Source organism: Proteobacteria bacterium CG1_02_64_396, from assembly GCA_001872725.1.
Lineage (GTDB): Bacteria > Pseudomonadota > MNWR01 > CG1-02-64-396 > CG1-02-64-396 > CG1-02-64-396.
In genome coordinates this window covers 1-12,890 of sequence record MNWR01000079.1, presented here as the reverse complement: position 1 = coordinate 12,890, position 12,890 = coordinate 1, and the positions used below count along the sequence as shown (strand labels likewise).

Genomic DNA, 12,890 nt, shown 5'->3' with positions numbered 1-12,890 from the left:
GACCCCAGCCCCCTCCCCCCCGGCATGGAGCCGGGAGAGGGGGCGTTGCAAGGCAGTGGCAGCGGGCGGGGGGAGGAGGAATTCGCCGGAATCCGCCCCTATCAGGCGGGCGACAGCCTGCGCCGGGTTCACTGGAAAGGGGTGGCGCGGGGGCACGGGATGCAAACCAAACTCTTCGAGGGTGAGGCGCAGGGGGAATCGGGGCCGGTGTTGCTTGATTGGGGGCAACTGCACGAGCACGAGGATGAAGCCCGGCTCTCCAGGCTGTGCCGCTGGATCCTCGATTGCGAGGCGCTGGGCCGCCCCTTCGCCCTCAAGCTGCCGGGGATCGACTTGCCGGTCGGCCAGGGTGAGGGGCACGCCCTAAGCGCCCTGGCGGCGCTGGCCCGCTTTGGTCAAAGCGACCTGCGCGACGCAACCCCACAGTGGCGCCGTACTTCGCCGCAGGCCCGGTCATGAGCGCCCAGCCGACCACCGGCCAGCCCCTCGACGGGGCGCGCATGGGGCTAATCGCCCTGGCCCTGACTCTGGCCGCCGCCCCCCATTTTGCCCGCATTCCCATAGCGGCGACGCTGGCCTTTCTGGCGTTGTTGGGCTGGCGTTTTTGGTTCGCAACCCATCACCGCCCACTGCCCAACCGCCACTGGATCTCTTTGCTCGGCGGCATCGCGCTGCTGCTGATCTGGGGCGGGGTGGGAATTGGCGGCTTGACCGGCGGGGTGGCGCTGCTGCTGGTGATGATCGCCCTGCGGTTGATGGAGAGTCCCCACCGCGAGGAGAGCCATCTGCCGCTGTTTTTAGGGCTTTTTCTGGTCAGTTTGCAATTTCTTAAAAGTCAGTCGCTGCCCACCTTTGCCCTCATGGCGGTGCAACTGCTCACCTTGCTGATCGCCTGGCTCGCCCTGGAGCGGTCGGATCCCCTCGACCTTCGTCCCATGCTGCGCCAAGGGCTGACCCTGATGGGGCAGGCGCTGCCGCTGGCCTTGATCCTCTTTCTGCTGTTCCCCCGCCTGTCGGGTCCCTTGTGGGGGGTTCCCTCCTCAAGTTCGGCGAGCAGTGGCCTATCGGAAGAGGTTGCCCCCGGCGACGTCAGCACCTTGGCGCTATCGGATGCCATCGCCTTTAGGGTCGCGTTCGACGGCGCCAAGCCCCCCGGCAACCAGCTTTATTTTCGTACCATCGTGCTCGATCAGACCGATGGGGTGACCTGGCGAGCGCTCCCCCCCAAATTGGCCCCACAAACAACGGGGGTGGAGCAGGGGATTTCTCAAACCATCACCCTGGAGCCCGACAATCAACGCTGGCTACCAGGACTCGACCGGGCGGTCGCCTCCGGCGACGCCAACCTCGACCCCCACGAAACCCTGTGGCTGCGCCGCCCCTTGAGCGAGCGGCTGCGTTACAACGTAACCTCCCGGCTTGACCCCAAGCCGACCCCCCTCGATGCAGAACAGCGCAGCGCCAGCCTGGCGCTGCCCCCCCCCGATCCCCAGGTCAGCGCCCTGGCCGCCTCTTGGCGGCGTCAACATCCCGACGACGACCACGGGGTGGTACAGGCAGGGCTCGACTGGCTGCGCAGCCAGCCCTTCGTCTACACCTTGAATCCGCCGATCATGATCGAGGATCCGGTGCGGCAGTTTCTTTTCGAGCAAAAGCGGGGTTTTTGCGAACACTTCGCCACCGCCTTTGCGGTGCTGATGCGCTCGGCGGGGATTCCGGCGCGACTGGTCGTCGGTTACCAGGGGGGGGAATTCAACCCGCTGGGGAACTACCTGATCGTGCGTCAACGCGACGCCCACGCCTGGGTCGAGGTCTGGACGAAAAACTCGGGCTGGGAGCGGGTTGACCCCACCGCCACCGTCTCCCCCGAACGGATCGAGCTGGGGATGGGGGCGTTGGGCGATTTGGATGCCCTGGCGGGTCTCGATCCCGCCGAACGTATGGCCGCCCTGCGCGACGCCCTGGCGGGGGGGCTCGGGGAACGATTGATCGAAAATCTGCGCTTGGGCTGGGACAGCTTGAACAACGGTTGGAATCAGTGGGTCATCGGCTTCGGCCCCGAATTGCAGGCATCGCTCCTGCGCAAGGTGGGGTGGTTGGGGGAGACCTGGCAGGGACTGGCGGTCGGCATGGGGGTGGGCGTTGCCCTCTTTTTGGGCTGGTTTTCGCTGCTGCATCTGCGCCGACCAGGGCTTGATCCGGTGGTGGCCGCCTTTGCCAAGGTGGAGCAACGGCTGGCTAAGTTGGGCATCCAACGGCTACCTGGCGAGGGGGTGGAGACGTTTTGTCGCCGGGTCGAGCCTTGGGTGGTGGTCCAAAGCGGTGGACTTGTGCCGCTAGCGCTGCAATATCAGCGGCTACGCTTTGCCCCCGATCCTCATCCCGACGAGATGAAGGCATTTCAGCAGCGTTGCCGCGCTTTACGGATCAACGGACTCCAGGAACCCACAACGTGACCCTCATCGACACCCACTGCCACCTCGACGCTGCCGAGTTTGATCCCGACCGCGAGGCGGTCCTTCATGCAGCCCGCGCCGCCGGGGTTGGATTGCAGGTTATCCCCGCCGTGACGGAGGCAACCTGGCAGCCGATCCGCGATTTGTGCGCTGCCAATCCCGATTTAAAGCCGGCCTACGGCCTGCACCCCCTGTATTTGGACGAACACTGGCAGGAACACATCCAAGCGCTAGAGGGGTGGTTGCAACAAGAACCGGCGGTCGCCATCGGGGAGATCGGGCTGGACTTCCTGACCACCAATCACGATTTTGCCCGTCAGCTCAACGCCTTCATCGCCCAGCTCGACCTAGCCCGCCGCTTCGATTTACCGGTGTTGATCCACGCCCGCAAAGCCCACGACCGGGTGCTCTGGGCGCTGCGTCGCCATCCGGTCCCCCGAGGTGGCATCGTGCACGCCTTCAATGGCTCGGAGCAGCAGGCCCAGCATTATCAAGATTTGGGGTTTTGCTTCGGGGTGGGGGGGCAGTGACCTTCGACAGGGCCCGGCATTTAAGGGGCTTGGTGGCCGACCTACCCCTTGAAAGCCTCGTGCTGGAGACCGACGCCCCCGACATCCCCCTTGCTGGTGCGGACCCAAAGCGCAACCAGAGCTCCAACCTGCCCAACATCGCCCAAATTGTGGCCGATTTGCGGGGCATAAGTCGGGATGCTGTGGCCGAGGCGACCAGCGCCAATGCCCGGCGATTGCTGCATCTGGCTTAAAAGGCGATACCGTCGGTCTTAGCGCTGATCGATGAGCGCTTCCCAAGGACCCCCTGGGTGACACAAAAAAAGCGGGTGAGCTTTCACTCACCCGCTTTTTTTTGAATCGATGCCCAACCTCAATGCAGGGTAATCACCGCCCAATCGGCAGGATCGAGTTCGCGCCGAACCGGCCGTCCCCATGTGCCGTTTTGCCGCGCCTCCCACTCGGCATCGCGAATGACCAACAAACGCCGTTCGAGCCGATTGAGGTGGTCGAGCACCAAGGCGGCCTGTTGTTTGAAACCGGCCAGAAGATCCTGGGGCGAAGCCCCTGGCTCACTGCGCTGCCCCCCGAACGAAAGCAGCCGCTGCGCCCACCCTTTGGCGCTTTGTCCGGAAAGCAGGGTGTGGATCTCATGGAACAGGTCGTGTGCCTGTAGATGGGCGGTTTCGAGCGCTTTGAATTCCTCGAAATGGTGCAGCACCTTGCCCATTTGACTCTGCCAGCGCTGAAACACAACCGGATGCTCGTGGACCTCCTCGTCCCCAAACCCCTCCAGCATCGCCTCAACCCGGCCCGCCCAGAGCAAATACCGCCGCTTGGCCTCTTTCACCGCCTGCAATGCCTCACGCTTGTCCATCACCCACCTCCTTTGGTCCCACCGGACCTCAAAATGCCAATCCACGCCCCCTCCCTGCATGGTCGCTACGCTAGACCTTTACGGTCTCTTTTTTGTGACTCATGTCATTCATGAACAAGAATTAACCCGCCGTCGGCGATTCCATCGCACAACCAACGAACGGGGCGCTGCGGCGGGCTTCGTCGCGACGATTTCTGGCCGCGCTGACGTGGGCCATGGGGCTATCCCAACCGGAACCCAGGGTGGCCCACTCCTCGGCGCTCAGAGTCAGCACCCGGCGTTCGAGCCGGTTGAGCCGATCGATCAACTCCCCCGAGATACGGCGCAATTCAGACATGAGCGCCTGAGCCGCCTCCATGTTGTGTCGGTTAAGGGCATTGGGGGACAGCAGGCGGGCCGCCCAGCTTTTATGATCGCGTCCGAACAGCAGCTCGAAGATCTCTTGATAGAGGTGATGGAGCGCCACGTGAGGGGATTTGATCTCGCCATATTCGGCAAACCCCATCAGCAGCAGCCCCTCGCCGTGGTACCAGCGCCCAAAATCGCAGGCGTCGGGCTCCATGGGCACGAATTTCTTCTCGACAGGAACCCCCTCGGTCAATGCCTGGGCCAACATGACCCAGCGCATGTGCGCCTTCTTGGCGTCGCGTAGGGCCAAAACGATATGCCGTTTTTCCATGATGATGTCTCTCCCGATAAGATCGGTATGGATTCCCCCTGAGAACTGCGCCGGGGATAATGTGCCGCCTTTGTGGCGCCGCCATGACCCCGCGACCAACGGGGTTGGCCGAACAGCCTGCGCGATTATGATTTCCTCTCCCCCCTTTTTTTGCCCACGGGAACCACCTCATGACCACCTCTATGCCCCCCCTCTACGAACGGACCCACATCATCGTCGGCGACGAGGGGATCGGACGTTTGCGTGCCGCCCGGGTGCTGGTGGTGGGGCTGGGAGGGGTTGGCTCTTACTGCGCCGAGGCGCTGGCCCGGATGGGGATTGGGCGGCTTTCCATCGCCGATCACGACACGATTTCGGCCTCGAACGCCAATCGGCAGCTCCACGCCATGAACTCGACCTTGGGGCGCAAGAAGGTGGAGGTGATGGCCGAGCGTATCCGCGATATCAACCCAGCAATCGACCTGAATCCCATCGCCGATTTCTTGCGCGAAGAGGAGATGGCCACCGAACTTGCCACCGGCTACGACTACGTGGTGGATGCCATCGATTCGCTCAACAGCAAGGTGGCGTTGGTCGCCCTTGCCTACGGCATGGGGATCCCTGTGGCGTCGAGCATGGGGGCGGGGGGGAAGGTCGACCCGACCCGGATTCAGGTCGGCGATCTGTTCGACACTTCGATCTGCCCTTTGGCTCGCCACATGCGCGGTCGGGCCAAACGACGCGGGGTGGGACGGGGGGTGCTGACCGTGTTTTCAACCGAGCCCCCGGCCCCGCCGCTCCCCCCGGAACCGGTGAGTTATGGGCGGCCCCGAGCTGTCAACGGCACGGTCAGCTACATGCCCCCTTTGTTCGGCCTGACCCTGGCCGGCGAGGTAACCCGCCGACTGCTGGGGAAGGCCCCCGCGAGCCGATGAAACCCTTTCCGATTCAGGTAGCCTGGAACGGCGCCGCCGACTGCCGCACCTGCTCGGTGCGCGAGTCGGTGTTGTTTGCAGGGCTCAAGGAGGAGGAGTTCTCGTTGATTCACCTGCCCATCGACGACCTGACCTTTCCCCCCCAGTCCCCTCTATACCTAGATGGGCAGGCGGGGGAGGCGCTGTTCACGGTGCGGCAGGGGTTGGTGAAGCTGGAGCAAACCCTGGCCGACGGCACCACCCGGATCGTCCGGCTGCTTCAAAGCGGCGACGTGGCGGGGATGGAGGCGCTGTTGGGGCAGCCCTACGCCCACACCGCCATCTGCCTGCACGAAACCAAGGTCTGCCGCCTGCCCCGCGCCGTGATCGAGCGGCTCGACAGAGAAAGCCCCCGTCTGCACCGGGCGTTGCTCACCCGCTGGCACCGCGCCCTGAGTCAGGCCGATGCTTGGCTCACCGAGCTTTCGACCGGCCCCGCCCGCGCCCGGGTTGCCCGGCTGCTGCTGCGGTTGAGCGATACGGGGGCGCAGTCCCCCTGCACCCTGTTCAGCCGCGAAGACATGGGGGCGATGCTGGGGATCACCACCGAAACCGCCAGCCGGGTGATCGCCGAATTCAAGCGGGGGGGACTGCTGCGCGGCAACCCCGGCGCGCCGACCTGCGACCGGGATGGGCTGCAAGCGGTCGCCAATTCGGTCGCCTGAGGGCACCTTAAAAACCTACTGCGCGGCCCATCTGCTGCGTTGCGCGGTGCTCGCTCCCTCAACATATTCAACGATATGCCTCGGTCATGACCGAATCCTATCGGCCACCCTGCGGGTCGCTTGCAGCGTCGCCCCTTCGCTCCTGCTTCGGGGTCGCTGCGCGACCTGCGCCTTGCATCGCCCTCAAGGCGCCTACTTTTGGCTGGGCCGCTCGCGACGGTTTTTAGAGGTGCCCTTGAGCACTCCCGTTTGGGAAACGCTGATGAAAGGCTCCTGCCTTGAATCGGCACGCGACGCAAAAACCAAAAGCAGAGCTTCTTCGGCGACGGGGTCGCCTCCTACGACAGCGTTCGGGGTCGCCTCCTACGACAGCGCTATTTTGGCGACCCATCCCTGGGTCGCTCGGAATCACTGTTAAATCAGCGCTTCCTTTGGTACATCGTGGCCGCTGCTTGCGCTGCCTCGACCTTCGGATGGGCGCCCTTCTCGCCGGTTGCAAGGTGCCCTGCCATCGCGGTCGGGGACCGCCCCCACAAAAAACAACCCCGCCTGACCAACCTTGCCTGTGGGAAGCGATTTCTGTCACCGAAGCGACGCCGAGTTGTTGGATCGAAGGCTCGGTTGGGGGGCGCTCTGGGGTATGGGGGAGGTGTTGAACCCATACCCCTTCTATGTGCGGCCGAAAAAGCGCCTCCATAAGGGGGGCAACACCGGCGACGCATTGCGAATTGTCAATGCGCCCCCCGCCCCCCCTTCGTAACCTTCCCCCGTCCATGAACCCCGCAGGCAGAATCCCCCAGGTTCTTCCTGCGTCGTGGCACTTGTTGTCCGTTCTTACTTTGGGAATCGCGACGCCGGGGCGAGGGCCTCCGGTCGTGCGAACCGCAGCACCGGCACCTACGGGGGGGCGGACACTCCCCTGCGGGCTGGGCTCCGTCTCGGCATCGAGGCAATCCCCTCGCCTTGATGCCGACCCCACCCCTGCCGCTTACCTCCTCTTAGCGGCAGGGGTTTTTTTGCCTGCGCCTCTCCCCTTCCCCCAATTTCTGCCGCTAAGATGTGCCCCCATCCGCCACCCAATTCACCTTGTTTCGGGGCTGATCCATGCTCATTGGTTTCGTGGTGCTGTACCTCGTCCTCTCGATCGGAGTTGGCATCTACGCCGCCACCCGGGTCCACAACGCCCGCGACTACGTCACCACCGGGCGCAGCCTGCCCATGGCGGTGGTGGTGGCGATGGTCTTCGCCACCTGGTTCGGGGCCGAGACGGTGCTGGGGATCCCGGCCACCTTCGTCGACGAGGGGCTTTCGGGACTCCTCTCCGATCCCTTCGGCGCCTCGCTGTGTTTGATCCTCTTCGGCCTCTTCATCGCCCGCCCCCTGTACCGCATGAATCTGATGACCATCGGCGACTTCTACCGGGCCAAGTTCAACCGTCCGGTCGAGGTGGTGGTCTCCATCGCCATCACCTTGTCGTACCTGGGCTGGGTCTCGGCCCAGGTGACGGCGCTGGGGCTGGTCTTCAGCATCTTGTCGGATGGGGCGATCACCCAGGTGCAAGGGATTTTGATCGGGGCGGCGGTGGTGACGATGTACACGATTTACGGCGGTATGTGGTCGGTGGCGCTGACCACCTTCGTGCAGATGGTGGTGATCGTCATCGGGCTGTTCTGGATCGCCATCATGGTCAGCGATCTGAGTGGCGGGGTGGGGCCGGTTGTGAGTCACGCCTGGGATGCAGGCAAATTTGCCTTCTGGCCCGAACTCAACGCAGTGGCGATGCTGGCCTTCATCTCGGGCATTTTGACGATGGGGTTCGGCTCGGTGCCGCAACAAGATGTTTTCCAGCGGGCCAACTCGGCCAAAAGCGAGAAGATTGCGGTGTGGGGGACCGTCTGGGGGGGAATCGCCTACTTTGTGTTTGCGGCGGTACCGATGTTCATGACCTACGCCGCCGTCTTGATCGACCCCGACATGGTCGCCCGCTTGATGGAGGAGGACACCCAGCAGATTCTCCCTGCCCTGGTGATGGGGCATCTACCGCTGCTGGCCCAGGTGATCTTTTTCGGGGCGCTGCTCTCGGTGATTATGTCGACCGCCTCGGGAACCCTGCTGGCCCCCTCGGTGATGATCTCTGAAAACCTTCTCAAACAACGTTTCGCCCACTTGAGCGACGCGCAGTTTTTGATCATGACCCGCATCGTCGTGGGCTGCTTCGCCGTCGCGGTAACCCTCTACGCCCTGTGGGCGCTGGAGTCTGAGACCACCATCCACACCATGGTCGAGAACGCCTACAAGGTGACCCTGGTGATGGCCTTCACCCCTCTGATCGCCGGGATCTACTGGAAGCGGGCCAACACCTTGGGGGCGGTGATGGCGATTGCCTTCGGGGTGGCGACCTGGATCCCCATGGAGTTCATCGCCCCCGAGGGTGAAGGTCTGATGCCGCCCCAGTTTGCCGGGTTTTTGATGAGTGTCCTTGGGATGGTGGTGGGATCGCTTTGGCCGAAACGGACGGTTGCGGGCTAATCAAGCACCCGCCTCCGGTGGAGGTGGGGGGCAACAGGGGCCACTCGGCCAGCGCACGTATCGCCGCCTCCTCAAAAACAACCCGCACGCCCCGCAGGGCCGCCCCCTCACCCCAGCCCTCTCCCTCTGGGGGGCGAGGGGGCGTAAAGCCAGCCGACGCCCGGACTGCCCCGCCTTTGCCCCCTCTCCCCAGCACCGGGGTGAGGGGTGGTGCAGAGGGGCAACAGGGGCCACTCGGCCAGCGCACGTATCGCCGCCTCCTCAAAAACAACCCGCACCCCCGCAGGGCCGCCCCCTCACCCCAGCCCTCTCCCCCTATAGGGGGGCGAGGGGGTGTAAAGCCAGCCGACGCCCGGACTGCCCCGCCTTTGCCCCCTCTCCCCGGCACCGGGGAGAGGGTTGGGGTGGAAGCTGCTTCAGCAACAACCGCTCACCCTGAGCTTGTCGAAGGGCGAGCCGTTCGACCCCCGCCGCACCAAGCAAAACAAGGGCAAGAGAATCACCCTTACCCCGCCTCCGGCCCCGCCAGTTGCCCCTGCCCCGCCCCCATCTCGGCCTGTTCGACCATCGCCACCGGCAGCACCTTGCTCGGCTTGACCCCCAACTCTTTGAGCATCTCGGCCTGGCGGATGACGTTGCCCCTCCCGGTCGCCAGTTTTTTGTGGGCCTCATCGAAAACGTTCTGGGCGTCGCGGATCCGGGCGCCGACCTTCTCTAAATCGGTCACGAACCCCACCAGCCGGTCGTACAGCTCTGCCCCCCGCTCGGCGATCTTCTGGGCGTTGAGGTTCTGGTTTTCTTGGCGCCAGACGCTGGCGATGGTGCGCAGCATGGCAAGCAGGGTGCTGGGGCTGACCAGCACGATGTTGAGCGACCACGCCTCTTGAAACAGATCGCGGTCGCCGGTGGTGGCGGCCATGAAGGCCGGTTCGATGGGGATGAACATCAGCACAAAATCGGGGGATTGGGCGCCGAAACGCTTTTGGTACTCCTTGCCCGAAAGCCCCTTGATGTGGGCACGCAAAGAGACGATGTGCTCCTTGAGCGCCGTTTGGCGATCCTCCTCGCTGTCGGCGTTGGCGAAGCGTTCGTAGGCGATGAGCGAGACCTTGGCATCGATAACAATCCGCTTGCCCTCGGGCAGGTTGACCACCACGTCGGGCTGCTGCCGTCGCCCCTCCTCGTCGCTGACGCTGACCTGCACCTCGTACTCCTGCCCCTTGCGCAGCCCGGAGCTGTCGAGCACCTGTTCGAGCATCATCTCGCCCCAGTTACCCTGGGTTTTGGCGTTGCCCTTGAGCGCGTTGACCAGATTGATCGCCTCTTCCGAGATCTTGGCGCTCCCCTTGGCCAGCAGTTCGATCTGATCCTTGAGCGAATGACGCTCGCGTGCCTCTTGCTGGTAGGTCTGCTCGACCTTGGTTTTGAACCCCTCGATCTGCTCGCGCAGAGGGCCCAGCAGCGCCCCCAAGTTGCTTTGGTTCTGCTCGGTGAATTTCTTGGATTTCTCGTCGAGGATTTCGTTGGCGAGGTTCTTGAATTGATCGCTGAGTTTCTGCTCGGCCTGATGCAGCAGATCGAGTTTCTCTTGCGCTTGGGTCCGTTCCTGCTTCAACAGGGTTTCGAGTTCGCCGATCCGGGTCGATAGATGCCGGGTTTCCCGCTGTAGGGCCTCGGTTTTTTCCCGTTCCTGTTCGAGCGCCTGCCGCACCTCGGCGGTCTGCTCCACCGCTCCCTCCAGCGCCTTGCCCCTCTCGGCCTCGCTTCGGGTCAAACGGACGGCCTGCCCCCGTGCCTCTTCCAGCGCCGCCTTGAGGGTGTCGCACTCCTGCTCCAAGGGGGCGATCCGGGCCGCCCGCTCCTGCAACCGGGCCCGCTCGTCCCGCACCGTATCGAGCTCCGCCTGGGCTGCCCCCAACTCCCCCTCCCAGCGCCTGGTTTGTTCCCGTTCCCGCTGGAGATCCTCCTCCGCCCGACGCAGACGCTCGGCCAGGGTGGCGATTTCACCTTGCCCCTCGGCGCGCCCTTGCGCGATCCCCTGCTCTCGCCCCCCGCGCAAGACCGACCAGGCGACAGCAACCCCGAACAACAATCCGGCGATAAGGACGAGCGCGATCTCCATGAGATTCCTCCTGGGTTTTTGGGGTACAAAAAGGGGGGAGGTTCTACCCGATTCAGGGCGGTTCGGCCACCCGGCACGACCTGGCCGTGGGTGGGATCGGACCCCGAGCGAACCTTTTGTCTCCTCCCCCCATCGTGGAATAGGCGGATGGACCAACCTTGCGCCCTGCCCCAAACAGAGACCTGCGGGGTCGTTAAGGCAGCGCTGATTGAATGGCGCTTCCGAGCGACCCAGGGATGGGTCGCCAATATCAGGAACGTAGGAGGCGATCTAAGTCGCCGAAGCTCTGCTGATTTTGAAAGCGAAGCAAAAACTGTTGGTTGTTGCGTAGCGTGCTGATTAAGAGGCAGGAGCCTTGAATCAGCGCTTCCTTAACGGGTGGTCATCGGCTTCAAACTCCATCATCAATGGTTGTATCGTGTCGCCAAAAGGGGGCTGCCATGTCAAAACTTCGGGTCGATAGTTTTTCCATCTCCATCGACGGCTTTGGCGCCGGGCCAAACCAAAGCCTCGAAAACCCACTGGGGGAAGGGGGGATGGAGCTGCACCGCTGGGTCTTCCCGACCCGCACCTTCATGCGGATGCACGGCGATAACGGAGCGGCCGGCGACGGCACCACCGGGGTCGACGACGACTTTGCCGCACGGGGGTTTGACAACCTCGGCGCCTGGATCCTGGGGCGCAACATGTTCGGTCCGATCCGCGGTCCCTGGCCCGACGAGCGCTGGAAAGGGTGGTGGGGCAACGAGCCCCCCTATCACACACCGGTCTTCGTCCTCACCCACCACCCCCGCGAGCCGCTGGTCATGGCGGGGGGGACCACCTTTTATTTCGTCACCGAGGGGATCCACGCCGCCTTGGATCAGGCTCGGCAGGCGGCCGCAGACAAAGACGTGCGGATCGGCGGCGGCATCGCCACGATCCGTCAGTATCTGCAAGCGGGGCTGATCGACCGGATGCACCTGGCCATCTCCCCGGTTTTGCTCGGCCGGGGGGAGGCGCTGCTGAACGGCATCGACCTGCCCGCCCTCGGCTTTGCCTGCACCGAGCACCATCCCTCCCCCAACGCCACCCATGTCGTCCTGCAAAAGGGTCCATAACACACCCAGAAGGCGCCCCCTATGCCCTCATCCTCATTCGAATTCATCGCCCCAGAAGGGCAATTGGTCTTCACGGTCGGCTACCTTTTCGACGCCCCGGTGGATCGGGTTTTTGCCGCCTGGACCGATCCCGCCGCAGTTCCCGCGTGGTGGGGGCCCGCCTATTTGACCACCACGGTCGAAACCATGGAGGTGCGGCCGGGGGGGCAGTGGTCCATCGAACAGCGCGATCCCAGGGGGGGGATCCACCGTTTTCGCGGGGTCTACCACACCGTCGCCCCGCCCCACTTGCTGGTTTCAACCTTCGAATACGGCGGCGCCCCCGACCATGTGGCCCTCGACACCCACCGTTTCGAGGCGGTTGGCCATCAAACCCGGTACATCGGCCATACCGCCTTTCAAGCGCTGGCCAACCGCGACGCCATGCTGGCTACCAATTGCGAACCGGGCGTCCGCGAAACCATGGAGCGCATGGCGGCGCTGCTGCGCCGCAGTTCTTGATCCTCATCCCCTTTCAAGCCAGGAGGAAACACCATGAATCCCGTCGTCCATTTTGAAATGCCGTATGAAGATGCCGCCCGCGCCATCGCCTTTTACGAGCAGGCCTTCGGCTGGAAGATGCAGGCGCTGGGGGAGGAAATGGGGGGGTATGTGCTGGCCACCACCGTCGAGGGGCAGGCCCAACCGGGGGCGCCCAGCGGGGGAATCAACGGCGGCCTGTTCCCGAAAGACCCCGCTATGCCCGCCCAGGTCCCCTCGGTGGTGATTGGGGTGGGCGATATTGAGCAGGCAATGGCCAAGGTAACCGCCGCCGGGGGCAAGGTGCTGGGGGAGCCGATGCCAATCCCCGGCGTGGGGCTCTACGTTTCGTTTTTTGATACCGAGGGCAACCGGGTCAGCATCCTAGGAGTCTGTCGGACTTGAGATCGTCCTACTCGGCAATTGCTCCTGCATTGCTCTACCTCCTGCATCCATGCAGTCGTGCGCCGGCGGGTAATCG

General features: G+C 64.0%; 11 protein-coding genes and 1 pseudogene. 9 read left to right on the top strand and 3 right to left on the bottom strand.

Annotated elements, in window-relative coordinates:
* Window positions 1-24: 24 nt before the first annotated feature.
* The 3 genes and pseudogenes from AUJ55_09320 to AUJ55_09310 all read left to right on the top strand — a co-directional run bounded on the left by AUJ55_09320 (window position 25) and on the right by AUJ55_09310 (window position 3,219).
* The gene (locus tag AUJ55_09320; protein ID OIO56013.1) at window positions 25-459 is read left to right on the top strand and encodes a hypothetical protein; all 435 of its coding nucleotides are present in this window, start codon (window positions 25-27) and stop codon (window positions 457-459) included.
* Complete coding sequence (locus tag AUJ55_09315; protein OIO56012.1) at window positions 456-2,456, top strand: hypothetical protein; 2,001 nt, start codon at window positions 456-458, stop codon at window positions 2,454-2,456. Before AUJ55_09320 ends, AUJ55_09315 begins: the two co-directional genes overlap by 4 nt.
* Window positions 2,453-3,219: pseudogene (locus AUJ55_09310) on the top strand (hypothetical protein). The gene AUJ55_09315 and the pseudogene AUJ55_09310 overlap by 4 nt, the downstream one beginning before the upstream one ends.
* Before the next feature lie 119 nt (window positions 3,220-3,338).
* Here AUJ55_09310 and AUJ55_09305 read toward each other — a convergent pair.
* Complete coding sequence (locus AUJ55_09305; GenBank protein ID OIO56011.1) at window positions 3,339-3,842, bottom strand: hypothetical protein; 504 nt, start codon at window positions 3,840-3,842, stop codon at window positions 3,339-3,341.
* Window positions 3,843-3,963: 121 nt separating this feature from the next.
* A complete protein-coding gene (locus AUJ55_09300; GenBank protein ID OIO56010.1) occupies window positions 3,964-4,521 on the bottom strand; it encodes a hypothetical protein in 558 nt (185 codons plus the stop codon).
* Between the two features lie 182 nt (window positions 4,522-4,703).
* Here AUJ55_09300 and AUJ55_09295 point away from each other — a divergent pair, with 182 nt between their 5' ends.
* From AUJ55_09295 to AUJ55_09285, 3 genes are all read left to right on the top strand, one after another.
* Window positions 4,704-5,435 (top strand): tRNA threonylcarbamoyladenosine dehydratase, encoded by a 732-nt coding sequence (locus AUJ55_09295; GenBank protein ID OIO56015.1) that lies wholly within the window; start codon window positions 4,704-4,706, stop codon window positions 5,433-5,435.
* A complete protein-coding gene (locus AUJ55_09290; protein OIO56009.1) occupies window positions 5,432-6,139 on the top strand; it encodes a Crp/Fnr family transcriptional regulator in 708 nt (235 codons plus the stop codon). Before AUJ55_09295 ends, AUJ55_09290 begins: the two co-directional genes overlap by 4 nt.
* Before the next feature lie 1,104 nt (window positions 6,140-7,243).
* Entirely contained in the window at window positions 7,244-8,668 is a 1,425-nt protein-coding gene (locus tag AUJ55_09285) for a sodium:solute symporter (protein ID OIO56008.1), read from the top strand.
* Window positions 8,669-9,173: 505 nt separating this feature from the next.
* Here the strand turns inward: AUJ55_09285 and AUJ55_09280 are convergent.
* Window positions 9,174-10,790: a hypothetical protein gene (locus tag AUJ55_09280; GenBank protein OIO56007.1), complete on the bottom strand. Its 1,617-nt coding sequence runs from the start codon at window positions 10,788-10,790 to the stop codon at window positions 9,174-9,176.
* A gap of 440 nt (window positions 10,791-11,230) precedes the next feature.
* On the opposite strand from AUJ55_09280, the gene AUJ55_09275 reads away from it, so the two are divergent.
* The 3 genes from AUJ55_09275 to AUJ55_09265 are packed head-to-tail and all read left to right on the top strand — an operon-like array spanning window position 11,231 to window position 12,814.
* Window positions 11,231-11,890, top strand: coding sequence for a deaminase (locus tag AUJ55_09275; GenBank protein ID OIO56006.1), 660 nt, complete (start codon window positions 11,231-11,233; stop codon window positions 11,888-11,890).
* A 45-nt stretch (window positions 11,891-11,935) separates the two neighbouring features.
* The gene (locus tag AUJ55_09270) at window positions 11,936-12,391 is read left to right on the top strand and encodes a hypothetical protein (protein OIO56014.1); all 456 of its coding nucleotides are present in this window, start codon (window positions 11,936-11,938) and stop codon (window positions 12,389-12,391) included.
* 33 nt (window positions 12,392-12,424) lie between these two features.
* Window positions 12,425-12,814, top strand: a complete 390-nt coding sequence (locus AUJ55_09265) for a glyoxalase (GenBank protein ID OIO56005.1) — start codon at window positions 12,425-12,427, stop codon at window positions 12,812-12,814.
* Window positions 12,815-12,890 lie beyond the last annotated feature (76 nt).